17 protein-coding genes and 1 pseudogene are annotated in these 17,988 nt (G+C 38.8%); 8 read left to right on the top strand and 10 right to left on the bottom strand.

Going from position 1 to position 17,988, the window contains the following annotated elements:
• Positions 1–3 precede the first annotated feature (3 nt).
• Together mnmH and selD are read right to left on the bottom strand one after the other, a co-directional pair.
• A complete protein-coding gene (gene mnmH, locus NST77_RS18385) occupies positions 4–1,065 on the bottom strand; it encodes a tRNA 2-selenouridine(34) synthase MnmH (protein ID WP_095329640.1) in 1,062 nt (353 codons plus the stop codon).
• Between the two features lie 18 nt (positions 1,066–1,083).
• Positions 1,084–2,133 carry a selenide, water dikinase SelD gene (gene selD, locus NST77_RS18380; protein WP_095329641.1) on the bottom strand — a complete coding sequence of 350 codons (1,050 nt, stop codon included), beginning with the start codon at positions 2,131–2,133 and terminating at the stop codon, positions 1,084–1,086.
• Positions 2,134–2,331: 198 nt separating this feature from the next.
• Between selD and NST77_RS18375 the strand changes: the two genes are divergently transcribed.
• Entirely contained in the window at positions 2,332–3,384 is a 1,053-nt protein-coding gene (locus NST77_RS18375; protein WP_095329642.1) for a permease, read from the top strand.
• A gap of 20 nt (positions 3,385–3,404) precedes the next feature.
• Here the strand turns inward: NST77_RS18375 and NST77_RS18370 are convergent, their stop codons facing one another.
• On the bottom strand, positions 3,405–4,532 hold the full coding sequence (locus NST77_RS18370) for a GntR family transcriptional regulator (protein ID WP_095329643.1): 1,128 nt from the start codon (positions 4,530–4,532) through the stop codon (positions 3,405–3,407).
• 436 nt (positions 4,533–4,968) lie between these two features.
• On the opposite strand from NST77_RS18370, the pseudogene NST77_RS18365 reads away from it, so the two are divergent.
• The 5 genes and pseudogenes from NST77_RS18365 to mgrA all read left to right on the top strand — a co-directional run bounded on the left by NST77_RS18365 (position 4,969) and on the right by mgrA (position 9,844).
• A pseudogene (locus NST77_RS18365) lies at positions 4,969–5,926 on the top strand (acetylxylan esterase).
• A gap of 244 nt (positions 5,927–6,170) precedes the next feature.
• Positions 6,171–7,562, top strand: a complete 1,392-nt coding sequence (locus NST77_RS18360) for a glycoside hydrolase family 1 protein (RefSeq protein ID WP_095329645.1) — start codon at positions 6,171–6,173, stop codon at positions 7,560–7,562.
• Positions 7,563–7,653: 91 nt separating this feature from the next.
• On the top strand, positions 7,654–8,529 hold the full coding sequence (locus tag NST77_RS18355) for an ROK family protein (protein WP_095329646.1): 876 nt from the start codon (positions 7,654–7,656) through the stop codon (positions 8,527–8,529).
• 3 nt (positions 8,530–8,532) lie between these two features.
• Positions 8,533–8,688 (top strand): hypothetical protein, encoded by a 156-nt coding sequence (locus NST77_RS18350; RefSeq protein ID WP_163186387.1) that lies wholly within the window; start codon positions 8,533–8,535, stop codon positions 8,686–8,688.
• A gap of 163 nt (positions 8,689–8,851) precedes the next feature.
• Positions 8,852–9,844 (top strand): L-glyceraldehyde 3-phosphate reductase, encoded by a 993-nt coding sequence (gene mgrA / locus NST77_RS18345; RefSeq protein ID WP_163186412.1) that lies wholly within the window; start codon positions 8,852–8,854, stop codon positions 9,842–9,844.
• A gap of 420 nt (positions 9,845–10,264) precedes the next feature.
• On the opposite strand, the gene NST77_RS18340 is transcribed toward mgrA, so the two are convergent.
• The 5 genes from NST77_RS18340 to NST77_RS18320 form a co-directional block, all read right to left on the bottom strand.
• Positions 10,265–10,432, bottom strand: coding sequence for a hypothetical protein (locus NST77_RS18340; protein ID WP_163186384.1), 168 nt, complete (start codon positions 10,430–10,432; stop codon positions 10,265–10,267).
• A gap of 452 nt (positions 10,433–10,884) precedes the next feature.
• Positions 10,885–11,178 (bottom strand): MazG-like family protein, encoded by a 294-nt coding sequence (locus NST77_RS18335; RefSeq protein WP_095332542.1) that lies wholly within the window; start codon positions 11,176–11,178, stop codon positions 10,885–10,887.
• Positions 11,179–11,317: 139 nt separating this feature from the next.
• Complete coding sequence (locus tag NST77_RS18330) at positions 11,318–12,184, bottom strand: TetR/AcrR family transcriptional regulator (protein WP_095332544.1); 867 nt, start codon at positions 12,182–12,184, stop codon at positions 11,318–11,320.
• A 158-nt stretch (positions 12,185–12,342) separates the two neighbouring features.
• Positions 12,343–13,221: an alpha/beta fold hydrolase gene (locus NST77_RS18325; protein ID WP_095332546.1), complete on the bottom strand. Its 879-nt coding sequence runs from the start codon at positions 13,219–13,221 to the stop codon at positions 12,343–12,345.
• Positions 13,222–13,484: 263 nt separating this feature from the next.
• The gene (locus NST77_RS18320) at positions 13,485–14,915 is read right to left on the bottom strand and encodes an MDR family MFS transporter (protein WP_171510144.1); all 1,431 of its coding nucleotides are present in this window, start codon (positions 14,913–14,915) and stop codon (positions 13,485–13,487) included.
• A 386-nt stretch (positions 14,916–15,301) separates the two neighbouring features.
• Here NST77_RS18320 and NST77_RS18315 point away from each other — a divergent pair, with 386 nt between their 5' ends.
• Both NST77_RS18315 and NST77_RS18310 read left to right on the top strand, forming a co-directional pair.
• Positions 15,302–16,210: a glycoside hydrolase domain-containing protein gene (locus NST77_RS18315; protein ID WP_172860016.1), complete on the top strand. Its 909-nt coding sequence runs from the start codon at positions 15,302–15,304 to the stop codon at positions 16,208–16,210.
• Between the two features lie 78 nt (positions 16,211–16,288).
• The gene (locus NST77_RS18310; protein WP_095332552.1) at positions 16,289–17,281 is read left to right on the top strand and encodes a Gfo/Idh/MocA family protein; all 993 of its coding nucleotides are present in this window, start codon (positions 16,289–16,291) and stop codon (positions 17,279–17,281) included.
• Positions 17,282–17,385: 104 nt separating this feature from the next.
• On the opposite strand, the gene NST77_RS18305 is transcribed toward NST77_RS18310, so the two are convergent.
• Both NST77_RS18305 and NST77_RS18300 read right to left on the bottom strand, forming a co-directional pair.
• The gene (locus NST77_RS18305; RefSeq protein ID WP_341123386.1) at positions 17,386–17,703 is read right to left on the bottom strand and encodes a hypothetical protein; all 318 of its coding nucleotides are present in this window, start codon (positions 17,701–17,703) and stop codon (positions 17,386–17,388) included.
• A 10-nt stretch (positions 17,704–17,713) separates the two neighbouring features.
• On the bottom strand, positions 17,714–17,965 hold the full coding sequence (locus NST77_RS18300; RefSeq protein ID WP_341123385.1) for a hypothetical protein: 252 nt from the start codon (positions 17,963–17,965) through the stop codon (positions 17,714–17,716).
• Positions 17,966–17,988: the final 23 nt, after the last annotated feature.

Genomic DNA, 17,988 nt, shown 5'->3' with positions numbered 1-17,988 from the left:
AAATTAGTTCACTTCACTCTTCGCTGAAGTCCGACTCTTCTTTTGCCAAAACTCCTTCACTTTGATGATCGCATCCTCTGTGTTTTGCACATATAAATCGATAGTTTGCTCATCTTTATATTGTAAAGCCGTTCTTTCATAGAGTGGATCATAATAGTAGGTTAACAGCAATTCAACAGCTTCAGCATAATTTCTAGTCTGCAGAGCTTCTTCAATTTTAGCAGCCGCGGGTGTGTGGATGCGCCGCTTGATTAATTGGAATGCTTCTACACATTCATCATGATGATCGGCTGGAGAATAGTCAGCCAATATATGCTGAACTCGCTCCTCGATGGGCATATGAATAAATAGCTGAAGGCCAGCCTCCTTTTTTTTCAGAAGAAAGTTAGGCATCAGTACTTTGCCAATCCGCTTGCTTTCACCTTCCATTAAAAAATAGGGAGAAGCAGGCAGCTTTTCGATTTCACCGACAAGCAAGGAGTCGAAAGTCTTCTGATTATGGGGCTTGAGTCCAATTTGTCCGAAGATGGAGCCACGATGATTGGCCATTCCTTCCAAGTCCAATACAGGAAGTCCTTCTTGTTTTAAATGCTGTAAAATAACAGTTTTATTGGAACCCGTGTAGCCGTTTAAGACAATTGCTTCCTGAGCCATTTCCATTGTATCTAATTGGTGGATAACCCATTGGCGGTACGTTCGGAAACCGCCTTGCAAGCGGTAGCTATGCACGCCCATTAAATCAATAACGGTTGCCGCTGTTTTACTGCGCATGCCGCCCCGCCAGCAAAAGACCACTACATCCCTTGATAATTCTTGGAAGGACTGGATGAAAGCAGGCAGTTTAGCAGACACGATTTCCAAGCCGCGAGCTTTTGCCGCTTCCACACTTACCTGCTTATAAAGAGTCCCAACTTCTGCTCTTTCCTCATCTGTAAAAAGAGGGATATTGATACTGCCAGGAATTGTATGCTCGTTAAATTCAGAAGGAGAGCGAACATCTACTAAAGAAAATTCCTTTTTCTCCCGTAATTCAAATAATCGTTCGATTGTTATATCTTGAAACAAGGTAGCTCCGCCTTTCTCTTACCCAACAAAAATATGGCCAGGGCTCTCTTCTGTGACTTCTCCAATGATCGCCGCTTCTACACCGGCATCAACTAATTCTTGCAGCAATGCATCTGCTTGTTCACCTTCCACCGAAATAAGCAATCCGCCAGACGTTACAGCATCACATAAAATCAACTGATCAAGCTCATCTAAGTCAGAAGCAAAAGTAACATCGCCTTCTAGGTGGGCAAAGTTATTTTTCGTACCGCCAGGAATTACTCCTTGTTCCGCTAATTCTTTTACGCGTGGAAGAACAGGAACTTGATCGCGCTTAATATGGATGGTTGTATTGCTTCCTTTCGCCATCTCTGAAGCATGTCCAAGTAATCCAAATCCAGTTACATCTGTACAAGCATGCACATTATAAGCCTCCATCACTTCAGCAGCCTTCTTATTCAGTGTAGCCATAACTTTTGTCACACGATCAATTTCTTCTGCTGATAAAAGACCTCTTTTAATAGAAGTGGTTAGAATACCGACACCGATTGGTTTTGTTAAAATTAGTTTGTCAGTAGGCTTAGCACCGGCATTTGTACGTACTTTATCTGGATGAATGGTTCCAGTGACAGCAAGACCAAATTTGGGTTCTTTATCATCAATGGAATGTCCGCCAACAAGGGTAGCTCCAGCCTCTTTCACTTTATCGCCAGCACCTCGCATAATATCAGCCAAAATTTCTTTTTCCAAAACAGAAATAGGGAAAGCCACAATGTTTAGGGCAGTTAACGGTTTTCCACCCATTGCATAAATATCACTTAAGGCATTCGCTGCAGCAATTTGTCCAAACGAGTAAGGATCATCCACAATTGGCGTAAAGAAGTCGACTGTTTGCACGATTGCTAATTCATCTGTCAGCTTGTAAACGCCAGCATCATCGCTTGTATCTAAGCCAACAAGAAGATTTGGATTTTTCTCTGCTGGTGGTAATGTACGAATAACTTCAGATAAGTCAGCAGGACCGATTTTGCAGCCGCAGCCCCCTTTGGAGGATAAAGATGTAAGTTTAACGGAATAAGACTGTGTCATATGACACCAACCTTCTTTCTAGTAAATTAAATATTTTTTATTAAGTATCCTTCTCTATTATAAAGCAATGGGCGGTTCATTGCATGCCTAGTAGATTGGATGGGAAAAAAAGGAGGTTGAATCATTTTTCGGGTACCTAAAATTTAAAATATGATATAATTTATACGCAATTAATCTAATATATCGAAGGTGAAAGTGATGAGTACGTTAGCAGAGGAGCAATCAAGCAAAAAAAGAACGTTTTGGTTCGCTTTTCTATTTGTTTTAGTCGCAGTAATCGGTCTCACATATGTGAAATGGTGGCCATATTATCATAAAGCCATCCTTTCTTTTCAAACAAATTCTATCGGAGATTCGATTTTACAGGATCAAATTTCCGGAACATTCACATGGAGTGCCGCAGTAGATTATACGGTCACTTACTTCCAATCTGTTTGGAAGGCAGCAATTTTAGGTATTCTACTTGGTTCCCTTGTGCAAGTGCTTCTGCCGACTGGCTGGCTATTAAAGGTGCTAGGAAAAACGAGCTTTGGCAGTACTGCAGCAGCAGGACTAGCATCCATACCAGGAATGATGTGTACTTGCTGTGCCGCGCCAGTCGCTGTGGGGCTTCGTAAAAAAAATGCTTCCGTCGGCGCAAGCTTGGCTTTTTGGATTGGGAATCCAACCATCAACCCAGCAACCTTAATTTTTATGACCTTTGTCCTTTCTTGGAAGTTTACATTATTACGTCTTATCGTTGGACTAGTTTTAACATTTGGCATTAGCTATTTTGCCAACCGCTTTGTTAAAAATCCAACTCCTGTCTCTGTGGATAAATTAATAGAAGATGCGGAAGTAGATAAGCGTCCATTTTTAAATAGATGGCTTACTTCTCTTGGAAGCATGGTTCTTTATGTGGTACCGGCCTATGTTCTGTCCGTATTAATTCTAGGGGCAGCGCGTTTTTGGCTCTTCCCGCAGCTAAGTGACAGCATGTCTAATAGTTTGCTTGCTATTCTGCTTTTTGCAGTTGCTGGGATGCTTTTTGTTATTCCAACAGCCGCAGAAATTCCAATTATTCAAACGTTAATGGCGATGGGTCTTGGAGCAGGACCAGCTGCAGCCCTGCTTATTACACTGCCAAGTATAAGCTTGCCATCTTTATTGATGGTAGCAAAATCCTTTCCAAGAAAAGTGCTCGTATTTGTATCCATATCGGTAGTCGTTTTAGGAATTATCAGTGGATTAATAGGAAAATTAATATTCTAGTATGTTAAGATCCGCGTGTGTCAATACACGGCGGATCTGTTCTTTTTTACAATGTTAGTGGAGGAACGGATGACTAGTTCTGGTTCATAAATAATCGGGTCTTTCAAGAAAAGCGTGTATTCTTTTCCTTCAATGGCTGCAATTATTCTTCTAGCTGCATCTCTTCCCATATGACTTTTCGGATGGGCGATAGTAGTTAAGGGAAGATTTGGTGAGTCAGCTAATGCAGTATCATCGAAGCCAACAAGGGAGATATCCTCTGGTACAGATAAATGCAATTTTTGTAAAACTTTTTGAACAATAACGGCAATATTATCATTGTAGCAGACGATAGCAGTAGGTATATTCTTTCGATTTGTAAGCGTATTCAAAATTTTCTCCTCCAAACCAGCATGTAATTCTTCTGTTGTAAAAGTAACGACAAGCTCTGGTGCAATCGGAAGCTTTTCATTTCGCAGCGCCTGCAAAAAGCCTTGCATGCGATGAACGCCTTGTAAATCATCTGATTGAAAGAGACCAAGAAGTTGTTCATGCCCAAGCTGGATTAAATGATTTGTTGCCATATATCCGCCTTTTACATCATCCATGATTAAATAGAAGGGAGAAAGCTGCGAATAATATTGATTGATCATTACATAGGGAATATGGCGTTCCTCCAGCTCCAGGTAATAATCTAGATTAGGATTGAAATGACTACTTTTCGTAGGTTCTAAAATAAGCCCATCCATATTCAAATCAAGGAGCTTGCGGATACATAATCGCTCCTTTGCATGATCATTTTCCGTACAAACTAATGTTAAAGTATAGCCTTTTTCTGTTAAATAAGTTTCCATTCCACGGATAATCGATGGAAAAATATAATCAGAAAGATAAGTGGTCATCACCCCAATGTTTTTCCCATTCGCTATTTTCTTACCTTTTCTACTAGCAAAAGGTTCCCCGCAAAAGGTGCCAACACCCTGCTCCCGATAGAGCCATCCCTCATCGACAAGCTCTCCAATCGCTAATCGAACCGTGTGCCTGCTTACATCAAACAGCTTCGAAAGCTCATACTCCGAATAAATCCGATCCCCCGGTTTCACCCGTCCATTGATTACCCAATCCTTTACCGATTCCATCACCATTACCTTTTTTGAATGTCGCCCCATTGTAAGTCCCCCTTTAAATGCAAATCTGTTACTTCTAACAAATGCAGCCAATTCCGCAGATATACATTTTTTATTGTTTTTGTGAAAAGTTTATTGGATTGGAGAGGATGAGGGGGAGCCCACAAGCAAAGTTGACAGAGTCGCAAGTAAAATGGAGAGAGTCGCAAGCAAAAGTAGCAAAACTGCAAACAAAGTTGAATAAACCGCAACAATACCAAAAATGCTGCAACCTCATCCTCCATCAGCTCCAACAAAACACATAATCAGCAAGTATACAAAGAAAGTTACTCAATAAAATAGCCAATAACCGCACTTATAATCGAAAAAATACTTCAATAAAAGTTTTGGTTTTACATTAAAAGAAATAAACATAGACATTTACAATTACAAGTATAAACATTATAATGAAAACGATAACAGTTCGGAGGTGTCCTTCATGAAAAAAGAGCAGGTAATCAATGAATATCGAGAATATAAAGGATCTGGTCGAAAGCCCGCGGATTATGATGCGTATTGGGATAAAGCGATACAAGAGCTAGCAGAACAAAGCTTAGATTACGAGTTAGAAAGAGTAGAGATTCCTTCCAAAACGGCAGAGTTTTTCAACTTATATTTTACAGGTGTAAAAGGTGCAAGGATAAGATGCCAATATATCCGCCCGAAAAAAATAGAAGGAAAAGTGCCTGGGATGCTGATGTTTCATGGTTACCATGGCGATAGTGGGGACTTTGGTGATAAGCTTTCCTGGGTAACAGAGGGGTTCGCTGTTCTTGCGATGGATTGTCGCGGGCAAGGCGGAGAGTCAGAAGATAAGACAACGGCGAAAGGAACGACATTAAAAGGATTAATTATCCGCGGGGTCGAAGAAGGACCAGAGAGCCTTTATTATCGAAGCGTATTTTTAGATACTGCTCATGCAGCTAGAATTTTAATGAGCATGGAGGAAGTTGATGAAGAGGCTATTTCTGTTCAAGGTCCTCACAAGGGGGAGCTTTATCATTAGTCTGTGCAGCACTGGAACCGAGAGTGAAAAAAGTAGTAGTGCAATATCCCTTCCTTAGTGATTATCGCAAAGTATTTGAGTTAGACATTAATTCATCTGCATATGAGGAATTGGCATATTGGTTTCGATTCCGCGACCCAATGCATGACAGAGAAGAGGAGTTTTTCGATACATTAGAATACATTGATTTACAGCATTTGGCACCGAGAATTAAAGCAGAAGTAAAGTGGCAATTGCGTTAGAAGATGGAGTTTGTCCGCCAGCAACGCAATTTGCTGTGTATAATCAGATTTCTTCACCAAAAGAGATGATCTTCTTCCCAGAGTATGGGCATGAATATTTGCCGAAGCTCGGAGATAGAGTCAGGGGATTTTTGTTAAATCATGAGTAGAATGATTATACTCAAAGAAGAAACACTAGAATTTTATTTATCAAATGGATTAATAGGTTATTTATTTCATGTCATTGAAAAAACATCCTGGCTAGAGCATCTTTATTTTTGGTAAAAGCAAACCGACACTTGATAATTCTCAATACATACTAGAAAGAGAGATTCGTCCTTCTATTAATCAAATAGAGGGGAATCATCCTTTTACTTTAGAGCATATAAGAAAACAATAAGGGAGATTAGTATCATGAAAAAATTTCCGGAAAATTTTTGGTGGGGTGCAGCAACATCTGGGCCGCAGAGTGAAGGCCGTTTTAATAAACAGCATGCGAACGTTTTTGACTACTGGTATGAAACAGAGCCGGAAGTATTCCATAATCATGTAGGACCAGATACAGCATCTAATTTTTACAATAGTTATGTAGAAGATATTGCATTAATGAAAGAGATCAACTTAAACTCTGTTCGTACATCGATTCAGTGGACACGTTTAATTGATGATTTCGAAACAGCAAGCTTAAACGAAGATGGCGTACGGTTTTATAACAATGTAATTGATGAATTTATCAAGCAAGGGATTACACCTGTAATGAACCTGCATCATTTCGATTTGCCTGTCGAGCTGTATCATCAGTATGGCGGCTGGGAATCTAAGCATGTCGTTGATCTTTTTGCCAAGTTTGCTCGCCGCTGCTTTGAATTATTCGGCAATCGCGTGAAGCATTGGTTCACGTTTAATGAGCCAATGGTCATTGTCGATGGGCAATATTTATACCAATTCCATTATCCAAAAGTAGTAGATGGAAAAAAGGCAGTACAGGTGGCATATAACTTGAACCTAGCATCTGCAAAAGCCATTAAAGAATTCCGCGACTTAAAAATGAACGAAAAAGGCGCGAAAATAGGCACAATCTTAAACCTAACTCCGTCCTATCCAGCTAGCGATAAGCCAGAAGATGTGGAAGCAGGAAGAATTGCGGACCTCTGGCGCAATGAAATGTTCTTGCATACAGCCGTTTACGGAGAATTCCCGCCTGCATTAGTGGAACTTTTAACAAAGGATAAAGTAATTTGGGAAGCAACAGAAGAAGAGCTAGCGATTTTAAAAGAAAATACCATTGATACACTTGGGGTAAACTTCTATCATCCTTCGCGCGTAAAAGCACCAGATGTAGCACCAAACAGTGTCGGGGACTGGATGCCAGATCGCTATTACGATCATTACGCCATGCCTGGGCGTCGTATGAACTTGGATAAAGGATGGGAAATATTCCCAAAGGCGCTATACGATATTGCCATCAATATTCGTGATAACTATAAAAATATCGAATGGTTTGTATCAGAGAATGGCATGGGCGTTTCCCGTGAGGAACGTTTCTTAAATGAAGAAGGCGTAATCGAGGATGATTACCGCATTGAATTTATTCAAGAACATTTGGAATGGATTCATAAGGGAATCGAGGAGGGCTCTAATTGTTATGGTTATCATTTATGGACTCCAATCGATTGCTGGAGCTGGATGAATGCCTATCGCAACCGCTATGGATTTATTTCAAACAATATTCATACCCAAGTGAAAACTATTAAGAAATCGGGTTATTGGATTAAAGAAGTAAGTGCCAAGAATGGGATTGAATAATTAGGAAGAAGATCATCGCTTAATTTTTGCGGTGATCTTTTCTCAAAGCATATAATAAAAGTGAAAGCGTACACAAATGGAGGGTGTTCAAATGTCCTTATTAGTAATGGATATAGGCGGGTCTTCCGTCAAGTTTGCTGTCTGGGAAAAAGAAAAGCTAGTGGACAAAGGCTCTTTCATCACACCAAAAATGTGGGATGAGATGAAACAAGAAATGATGCAGTTAAAAGAAAAAATGGACGCAAAATACACTATTGAGGGCATTGCAATTAGTGCTCCAGGTGCGGTGAATCAAAGAAAAGGAGTGATTGAAGGGGCAAGTGCTGTTCCTTATATTCACCACTTTCCGGTTATATTCGAGTTAGAGGAACTATTTGGCTGTCCTGTTTCCATGGAAAATGATGCAAACTGTGCAGGTCTGGCGGAAGTATGGAAAGGTGCCGCTCGTGGAATGCAGAATGTTCTGTTCGTAGTTATTGGTTCGGGAATTGGCGGTGCAGTTATTGTGGATGGAAAAATTCGTCATGGGAAGCATCTATTTGGAGGCGAGTTTGGATACATGCTGCTAAAAGAGGATAAAACCTTTAGTGACCTAGGGACGGCTGTCAATATGGCGAAACGCTATTCCAAGAGAATGGGATTAGAAACTCCGTTAAGCGGCAAAGAAGTATTCGAACTCGCCGAACAAGGAGATAAGGCAGCAAAAGAAGAAGTAGAAACGTTCTATCACTATTTGGCAACAGGCATCTACAATCTGCAGTATAGCTTCGATCCGGAAAAAATCATAATTGGCGGCGGTGTCTCTGCTAAGGAAGGCTTACTAGACGAGTTGAACGTTCATCTTGCCAGAGTAGTAGAAAGCACAAAAATCGCTCCATTCATTCCCGACGTAGCTATATGCGATTTTCAAAATGATGCCAATTTAATTGGTGCTGTTTATAATTATGAGCTTGTTTTTGGAAAGTAGGCAATGGAAAGTGCGGAGTCGCAAGTAAGTGTGAGGAAGGCGCAAGCAAAGTGTGCGAAGTCGCAAGTAAGTATGCGGAAGGAGCAAGTAAAGTGTGGAGAGCCGCAAGGAAACTCGCAAGAACTGCAAATAAACGGACAAAACCCACAAGTAATCTAGTGAATCGCGCAAACAAACTTTCGTAGCTCTCAAACTAACTGACATAGTATCGCCGAAGTAGCCGCTGACCATTAAACAACGATTAAGATTCAATATATTGCTAGTCCACAATATTATTTTTTTTCAAAAAATAGTAGTTAAAATAATGAGAGAAGAGGGACGAATTATGTATATGGCAAATGATAATAGGTATGAAAAGATGATCTACAATCGTGTGGGGAAGAGTGGATTGAAATTATCGGCGCTATCACTGGGGCTGTGGCATAATTTTGGGGGTGTCGATTTATTTGAAAATAGTCGTGCTCTTGTAAGAAGAGCGTTTGATTTGGGGATTACGCATTTTGACTTGGCGAATAACTATGGGCCGCCTGCTGGTAGTGCGGAGGAGAATTTTGCAAGAATCTTAGAAAAGGATTTACAGTCGTATCGGGATGAGCTGATTATCTCCACAAAAGCAGGATATGGGATGTGGGCTGGGCCGTATGGTGATGGTGGCTCGAAGAAATATTTAGTGGCTAGTCTTGATCAAAGCTTAAAGCGGATGGGGCTTGATTATGTGGATATTTATTATCACCATCGTCCAGATGAGGAAACGCCATTAGAGGAGACGGCCGAGGCTTTGGACTTATTGGTCCGTCAAGGTAAAGCGTTATATGTTGGTGTTTCCAACTATTCATCGGAGCAAACAAGAGAAATCGCGCGGATTTTTGAAGAGAAAAAAACGCCATTCATTATTCATCAGCCTTCTTACAGCATGTTTAATCGCTGGATCGAGGATGGATTGAAGGATGTTTTAGTGGAAAAACAGCTTGGAGCGATTGCCTTCAGTCCACTTGCTCAAGGATTATTGACAGACCGCTATTTAAATGGAATTCCTGAGGATTCTCGTGCCAATCGGGAAACGGGACTATGGCTGCATAAAGAAAATGTGGATCAGACGATCGATAAAGTCAGAGCTTTAAACAATATTGCGAAAGAACGAGGGCAAACCCTTGCCGAAATGGCCGTGGCCTGGATTTTGCGTGATGGCATTGTCACAAGTGTACTGATTGGCGCAAGCAAGGTAAGCCAAATTGAAGACAATGTGAAGGCGCTGGATAATATTCGTTTTAGTGCGGAAGAGCTTGCTGCTATTGATAAGGTGCTAAAAGGATAAAGAGAAAACCACTGCTGGAGCAGTGGTTTTCTCTTTAATTAGCTAAGCGTTTGATCATTTCTAAACACATTCTTGCATGATGATAGGGACATTTCCAGGAATCGACGATATTTTCTTGTGTTTGATACTTTTCATCGCGGAGGGAAGAAATAACTTCGCCGTCTGCGTCAATGCGGGAGTACCATTCACCGCCCTCGCGCTTATCCTAGATAGTTGCTTGAATGTATTTCCATACATCCTCACTATACATTAAATAGTTTGGGATATTAGACGTTGCGGAAGCCGATTACCGTTTTTTATCGACTTACACCAATTAGAACAACTTGTTTATGGCATTATGTTTGTCTATATTTCCTATTTCATTGCTGAAAACCTAAATAAAAATGGGGGAAGAGGATGCTATCCATGTTCCCCGTTAATTTATAAATGAAAGGTATTTTTTTTCAAACGAGCAATAATATACTCTCCTTGCAGAAGCATAAATAGAAAAAACAATGGGATGGCAAGAAAGACGAGTTTACGGTGCCATTGTAAGTTGCGATGAAGGAGAAATGCCGAAAACAAGTTAGTCAGCAGAAAATTAGTCATAAAAAAATCACCCTTTTTTCTCTTAGTGTGATAAGAAAGAGTGATTTTTATTCAGGAGTCAGCAGCTGCAATAGCTTAAAGTGCAGACCGACATGTTGGGAACACAGGCATATCTAGCTTTTTCCCATATGTATTGGATTGTATAGCATTCATTCTATCTCATAAATAAGACTTCGTTGAATATTAGAGGAAAAAAATATATATTTGGAATAACATGACAAGAAAACGGCCTTTATTATTATATTTTTATCGTTTAAATCCTATAGTTAGGAATTTTCTTATTCTAATCAAAGACTCACTAGTCCAGTATTAAGAATCAAAGCTCTTTGAAAAATTTATTTGCTGCGTTGTAAAGGCATTTTGACAAAAGAAGTAATTACCACTCCAACCTTTATTCCGAGCTGGTATTATCTGTTCATTTCAACAGACTCGCTATAGCGCAGGCTTTTTGTTTAACTTATTTTGTTTTCCCATTTATTCATTTTTTTATCTAGTAAGTCATACAGCTCTTCTTCTTGATTAGAAAGCTTATAAAATAATGATAAAGCAACAAGGAGAGTATCAACACATTCTTCCTTAATGTCTTCTTTATTGAGCTGTTTATAGTCGCTTCCACTTGCATTTGAATAAGAAAGCACAGCCTGCGACACTTCCCCAGCTTCTTCTGATAACTTTAATGCCATTTGCTCCAGTGTCTTTGGCTCCAAGTTACTCAGCTTCCTTACTCTCTCTAAGTAGTTGTTCATGGTATTCTCTCCTTACACTTATTTAAATATAGGTTAGTTAAATCCATTGATAGCCTTCAATTTATTAAGGTAGGATAGCGCTTTTCAATTAGCTACACTGCTGATTTATATAAAAAAGTGTGTTACATAACATTTAACATTATTGATAAATATCTTTTTGCGTATGGATAATGTCAAATAATTCTTTCAATATATTTTGATAAGATAAATCTGTGGAGGAAGATAGTGTCTGTAATTGACGAATAGCACCTTCACAAACACCCCATCTTGTATAAGAACTTTGAGTTTCTTCTAAAATAAAACTTATTAATTCTTTTTGCTCTTGTGATAATTCATCCCAACTTATACACTTGTCAAGTAATTTTCTTATTTCCCTAATAGCTGATTCTTGATCGTCGGCTGAATTAGCTGATTTATACGGAAATAAAACTTGATTCGTTTGTTTTGTAATCTCAATGTTATTTTCTAAACGTAAAATATTATAATCTAGAATATCAGAACTACTTATATTCAGCTTTATTTGATCGGAATATCTAAACTGATAACCTAAACTTCCAATAAAATGTGTGGATAAATCCATTGCACTTTTTTCGATCTCTTTTCCATAAACGTCTATTAAGCGTTTTGACAGCCAATTTAGTTCTTTATAATGTCTTTCTTGCATGTAACTTTGTAATTCTTCATCATTTTCGCCCAAAGAGATATTATACAATTCCGAGATTTTCTCCGTCCCATAAATGGAGTGCTTTACTCGAAGCTGGGAATGAAATAGCTGTTTATCATATGGACTTCCTTCCAGCAATAACGTATCTTGTTGTTCGTCAACTTTTTCGTCAACTTTTTGAATAATAGAAAGAATCAATTGTGATTTTGTAGAGAAGTAATTATAAAATGTGCTTTTGGAAACTTTTGCTTGTTCCAAGATATCTTGGATTGCAGTATCATGATAGCCTTTTGTTCGAAATAATTGTTTAGCTGCTTCAATGATTTTTTCTTTTTTACTCATACAATTTTAACTCCTTAAAATATGATGGTTATCATTATAATACCAATCTACCATAAAAATAGACTTGAGTACAGAAAAATAAACTTTTGTTTATTTTTAAGAGAGGATGAAAAGATAAAAGCCCCTCATGTAATATCAATAAGGGCTTTTATCTTTTTCTATTTATTAAAAAAATTTAAGACGCGATTATTAATTTGTTCTGGCTTCTCCATCGACATCAAATGACCAACTCCTTTTATAATCTCTGTCATAATATGAGGAGAGGAGTTCTTGGCACGATTAAAAGCTTCCACAGGATCATACATTACTTCTTCTTCTCCAAGTAACAGAAGAAGTTGAGTCTGAATTTGAGCTAATTCCTCATCCTCAAATACATAGGGGAATGCTTGTTTCACCTGAGTTGCTTTTGGTGGAGAAGACACAGTGTCCTTCATTCCAGCTATTAATTGTTGTTTTATTAGAGGGTCAACAGTATAACGGTTGCCAAAAATCCAGTTTAAAAAGTTGTTAACTCCTGCTTCATTACTAACTAATCCGATAGCGTAAGAATAGAATTCAGGCTGAAAAGGAATATAAGTAGCAGCTGGGCTCATAATAACAGCTTTATTCACCTTATCAGGGAAAAAGGTCAAGAAATTAACCGTATGTAAAGCACCATAGGATAAACCTACAATATTTGTTTTAGCAATTTTCAAAGAGTCTAGCACTTCATTTAACCAAGAGGCATAGCTTAATCGATTGGAGAATGGTTTCTCTGCAATGCTTTTATTTGTATCACCTAAAATATCAATACAAATGACTCTATAATGCTTACTCCATTCTGCCACATTTGGATACCACATGGTCGAACTCATTTTAGCACCATGCAAAAGGAGTAGTGGGGGAGACAACTTATCTCCACTCTCAATTATATAGGTCTTTCCATAAGACGTTTCTACAAAATAAGAGGAAAATTGTGTTGGCCATAATGCTTTTAATACGTTATCGTAAGATTGAATGTATGTACTTTTTGGGTCGTCTGACTTTAAATGATTCATTTGAATTCCTCCACATAGTTGTTTTTACTAAAACTCACCAATCGTTTTAGTTAAGTTTTAAGAAATAATTTATGACTGATTTTAGATCACTGTTTGTTAAGAGTTCTTAAGTTACAAATAGATTAATAGATGGAACTTTTGTAAGTCGATTTAAATAATTCCCCAATATCTCTAAATTTCAAAGCTATATCGAATTTCCAGATATCCTTTCTCCTTTTAAAAGAGTACCCATAAGGCAGATGACTTAATAGAAGAGATACTGTTTATTCAGCTTTATTCGATGGAGACTTTATAAAAAAACATAGTATAAATGCGATGACGATTAGAATTAAGCCGGATATAAAGGCATTCTTAAGACCATTCAACAACGGAATAAAGGAAGAGTCTTCGTAATAGCTTGAATATTTGGTCACAGTAGCCGACATAACTCCAACCATGACTGCGGAGCCTAGTGAGGCAAACACTTGTCGAACAGTATTATTTATTGCAGAACCGTGACTTATCCAATCATTAGATAACGCATTTATTCCCGCAGTGGCTAACGGCATCATGACAAATCCCATACCTAGCATTCTAAATGAATAAAGACAAACAATCCACCAAGTAGCTGTATTGTTAGAGAGGTATAAGAATGGAAAAGTTGCTGCCGCTAGAATGAACATGCCCATTATTGATATTTTTTTAACGCCATACTTATCAAATAATTTCCCTGATATTGGAGAAATAATACCCAGTACAATCGCACCAGGAAGCAATATTAGCCCCGATTGAAGTGCTGAGAAGCTCTTTATAGTTTGTGTATAAATAGGTAAAAGAATTTCAAATCCAATCATTGTCATAAAAATAATAGAAACGATCATTGTAGACAATGTAAATGTTCTACTTTTAAAAACTTGTAACTCCAAAAAAGGTTGGGTGAGTTTAAATTGTCGATGGGAAAATAAGATTATGATTAGGAGACCAGCTATGCAAGAGAACCCTGTAATTTTATTTTGCCACCCTATATTACCTGCAACGCTAATCCCATATAGAAGGGAACCTAAACCTAAGCTACTAAGTATAATAGAAAGGATATCAATCTTCGGTTTATTTAAATTAATGACGTTTTTCAAATAGAAGCATGCCAGCAACATGTTAATCACAGCAATTGGGAGAATAATATAAAATAAGTATCGCCAATTAAAATAATCAACAATCCACCCAGATAAAGTAGGAGCAATAGCGGGAGCAAATGCAATAACAATTCCTACTAACCCCATAGCCTCTCCTCGTCGTTCAACCGGATATACTAAAAACATTAATGTCTGCATTAAAGGAATAATCAATCCTGAACCAACCGCCTGGATGATACGTCCTAATAACAGTATGTTATATGTAGGGCTGAGAGCACAAATTACTGTGCCTATTACAAAGCTTACCATTGCTGTCATATATAATGTTCTATTATTTATTGTATTTAACAAAAATGCTGAAGTGGGAATCATGATGCCACTGATCAACATAAATGCAGTAATGAGCCATTGTGCGTTAATAGCACTAATGTCTAAGTCAACCATTATCTTTGGCAAAGCTGTGACCAATAACGTTTGGTTTATGATAGTTAAAAAAGTACCAATCATTAAAACGATGACAAATCCGGCTCTACTAAATGGATTTCCATTAATGTCAATTGGATGTGTTCTAATATTTGTCATTCTTCTTATCCACCTTTTTTTATAAAATTGTACTAAGGTATATTTTTTTGAACTCGAGTACAATATCATGATAAAAGTGAATAACAAGGATGTCAATAACTTTTTTGATCCGGCACCACTATTTGATGAGCAAAATTAGGACCGGATACGACTTCCAGTTGTCGTTTATTCATACTCTTTAATGATTCTTAAATAGCAACAAAGAATAACTTTCTTTTCTCGCCAATATAGATAGGATGAAAGAGATAGCTCATTGCAGAATTTTTTCCCGTTTTTCTTTCCAAGATAATAGTTTCACTACATGACGATATGCATTTACAGATGGAAAAGGTGCTGACCATTTATTTGCTTTTTTTCTATATAAAAAGAAAAAGGAGTGGGTCAGAATGACAATAGGCTTTGATTGTGCTACCAAATTAACAGCGAAAATGGCAAAAGACTTGTATGGAGCAGGATTTCGTTATGCCGCACGCTATTTAGGGGATAGCTGGAAGTCCTTTAATAAGAAAGAGGCTGAAGTGATTCAGAAGGCAGGAATAAAGCTAATTAGTATTTTTCAAAAAAGCGCTAATAAGATTTCCTATTTTACAGAAAAGCAAGGAACAGTAGATGGGAAGGACGCAGAAAAGTGGGCAAAGGCAGTTGGACAGCCGGCAGGAACCGCTATTTACTTTGCAGTTGATTGTGAGGTTACAGGAAAGCAAATGGCACAAATCCAAGCTTACACTGCGGCTGTGAAAAAGGAACTAAAATCCTACAAAATAGGCGTATACGGTTCCTATGGAGTAATGCATGCCATGAAGGGGGAAGTTGATTACTTATGGCAGACCTATGCATGGTCACGGGGAGAAGTCGCTCCCTTTATTCATATGTATCAACATGAAAATAATATCATCCTAGAAGGCGTCAACATTGACCGGAATCAGATTATGCAAAGTCCTGGACACTGGGGAGCAGACAAAATGCAGGCGAATAAGTACACTGTTCAGCAGGAAACAGGTGCCTTTCTAACAGCAGCAGATGCTAAAGCTGGCCAAAATAAAAAGGGAATCGTCAAGCCAGGAACATACTCGATTTTTAACACATCCCAAGGAATGATAAATGTCACGAAAATAGCAGGAAAACCGGGGGCATGGATTAACCCGCAGCAAGAAACAGTCCACATCGTCTCCAGTGGTGAAACGTTAACGAAAATTGCCAAAATCTATGGAACAAGCCTTTCATCCATCCAAGCAAAAAATCCACAGATTAAAAATGTGGACCTTATTTATCCTGGGCAAGCGATAAAAATCTGAATTGACTAGACATATTTTGTGGAAAATGAAGGGTTTTCAAAGGCGAAGAGCGAATAAAAAGGTGAGGTGAAAAAATAGATGAAAAAGATAGAAAAAGAAGTTCGATGGGGAATTATTGGCTGTGGAGATGTGACAGAAGTAAAAAGTGGACCAGGCTTTCAACTAGCTGAAAACTCAAAGCTAGTGGCAGTTATGCGCCGCAATGGTGAATTGGCTAAGGATTATGCGGAGCGTCATCATGTTTCCAAATGGTATGACGATGGAGAAGCGCTAATAAATGATCCAGATGTCGATGCTATTTATGTCGCTACTCCACCAGCTTTTCATAAAGAATATGCACTTCTTGCCGCAAAAGCAGGGAAACCAGTGTATGTTGAAAAACCAATGGCAAGAAATTATCAAGAGTGCCTAGAGATGATTGAAGCATGTAAACAAGCAGATGTGCCTTTATATGTTGCCTATTATCGACGTGCACTTCCTCGTTTTCTAAAAATAAAAGAAATAGTCGACAGCGGTGTGCTTGGGGATATTCGCTTTGTGCGAACAATCCAATACCAGCCACCTTTAAAAGATGATCAAGCATGGAGAGTGCAGCCAGAACTTGCAGGCGGTGGACTATTCCTTGATTTAGCGAGCCATACATTGGATATTCTGGATTTTCTGCTTGGACCGATTAAGGAGGCAGAAGGATTCGCAACCAACCAAAATGGCAGCTACGAAGCAGAAGACATGGTGACCGGCAATTATCTATTTGAATCAGGTGTGCATGGAACAGGGACATGGTGTTTTGGCGCCTATGACCATATGGACGAAAACGAAATTGTCGGAAGCAAAGGGAAACTGACTTTTGCAACCTTTGGGAATGGTCCCATTACGTTAACAACCTCAGAAGGAACGGAAGAGTGGGTAATCGAAAATCCGCGTCATATTCAGCAGCATATGATTCAATTGATGGTGGATGAGTTAACTGGAAAAGGCACTAGTCCAAGCACAGGCGTAAGTGGAGCAAGAACCAACTGGGTAATGGATCAGCTGATTAAAGGGTATTATGGGGAAAAGGCATCTCGTTGAGAGGTGCTTTTTTGTGTGGCAGCGCTGACTTTGTTTTGGCTGATATTTTCCAAGTTTGGCTGATTACCTCTGAGCTTTGGCTGATATTTTCCAAGTTTGGCTGATTACCTCTGAGCTTTGGCTGATATTTTCCAAGTTTGGCTGATTACCTCTGAGCTTTGGCTGATATTTTCCAAGTTTGGCTGATTACCTCTGAGCTTTGGCTGATAAATCCCCAGTTTGGCTGATTCTCTCTGAGCTTTGGCTGATAAATCCCCAGTTTGGCTGATTCTCTCTGTACTTTGGCTGATATTTTCCAAGTTTGGCTGATACCCTCTGTACTTTGGCTGATATTTTCCAAGTTTGGCTGATTCTCTCTGAGCTTTGGCTGATAAATCCCCAGTTTGGCTGATTCTCTCTGAGCTTTGGCTGATATTTTCCAAGTTTGGCTGATTACCTCTGAGCTTTGGCTGATATTTTCCAAGTTTGGCTGATTACCTCTGAGCTTTGGCTGATTCTCTCTGAACTTTGGCTGATATTTTCCAAGTTTGGCTGATTCTCTCTGTACTTTGGCTGATATTTTCCAAGTTTGGCTGATACCCTCTGTACTTTGGCTGATAAATCCCCAGTTTGGCTGATACCCTCTGTACTTTGGCTGATTCGCCCCTTACTTTGGCTGAAAAACCGGTTATTTTTGCTGATCATCTCCTTTATTTCAGCATATTAAT

It is taken from the genome of Niallia sp. FSL W8-0177, from assembly GCF_038006285.1.
Classification (GTDB): domain Bacteria; phylum Bacillota; class Bacilli; order Bacillales; family Cytobacillaceae; genus Niallia; species Niallia circulans_A.
This window is presented reverse-complemented; position numbering and strand designations above follow the sequence as displayed.

What these genes read in the sequence shown, in the direction of transcription:
- selD (WP_095329641.1), bottom strand. Translation starts at nt 2,133, where the DNA reads ATGACACAGTCTTATTCCGTTAAACTTACATCTTTATCCTCCAAAGGG.
- NST77_RS18375 (WP_095329642.1), top strand. Translation starts at nt 2,332, where the DNA reads ATGAGTACGTTAGCAGAGGAGCAATCAAGCAAAAAAAGAACGTTTTGG.
- NST77_RS18370 (WP_095329643.1), bottom strand. Translation starts at nt 4,532, where the DNA reads ATGGGGCGACATTCAAAAAAGGTAATGGTGATGGAATCGGTAAAGGAT.
- NST77_RS18360 (WP_095329645.1), top strand. Translation starts at nt 6,171, where the DNA reads ATGAAAAAATTTCCGGAAAATTTTTGGTGGGGTGCAGCAACATCTGGG.
- NST77_RS18355 (WP_095329646.1), top strand. Translation starts at nt 7,654, where the DNA reads ATGTCCTTATTAGTAATGGATATAGGCGGGTCTTCCGTCAAGTTTGCT.
- NST77_RS18350 (WP_163186387.1), top strand. Translation starts at nt 8,533, where the DNA reads ATGGAAAGTGCGGAGTCGCAAGTAAGTGTGAGGAAGGCGCAAGCAAAG.
- NST77_RS18340 (WP_163186384.1), bottom strand. Translation starts at nt 10,432, where the DNA reads ATGACTAATTTTCTGCTGACTAACTTGTTTTCGGCATTTCTCCTTCAT.
- NST77_RS18335 (WP_095332542.1), bottom strand. Translation starts at nt 11,178, where the DNA reads ATGAACAACTACTTAGAGAGAGTAAGGAAGCTGAGTAACTTGGAGCCA.
- NST77_RS18330 (WP_095332544.1), bottom strand. Translation starts at nt 12,184, where the DNA reads ATGAGTAAAAAAGAAAAAATCATTGAAGCAGCTAAACAATTATTTCGA.
- NST77_RS18325 (WP_095332546.1), bottom strand. Translation starts at nt 13,221, where the DNA reads ATGAATCATTTAAAGTCAGACGACCCAAAAAGTACATACATTCAATCT.
- NST77_RS18320 (WP_171510144.1), bottom strand. Translation starts at nt 14,915, where the DNA reads ATGACAAATATTAGAACACATCCAATTGACATTAATGGAAATCCATTT.
- NST77_RS18315 (WP_172860016.1), top strand. Translation starts at nt 15,302, where the DNA reads ATGACAATAGGCTTTGATTGTGCTACCAAATTAACAGCGAAAATGGCA.
- NST77_RS18310 (WP_095332552.1), top strand. Translation starts at nt 16,289, where the DNA reads ATGAAAAAGATAGAAAAAGAAGTTCGATGGGGAATTATTGGCTGTGGA.
- NST77_RS18300 (WP_341123385.1), bottom strand. Translation starts at nt 17,965, where the DNA reads ATGATCAGCAAAAATAACCGGTTTTTCAGCCAAAGTAAGGGGCGAATC.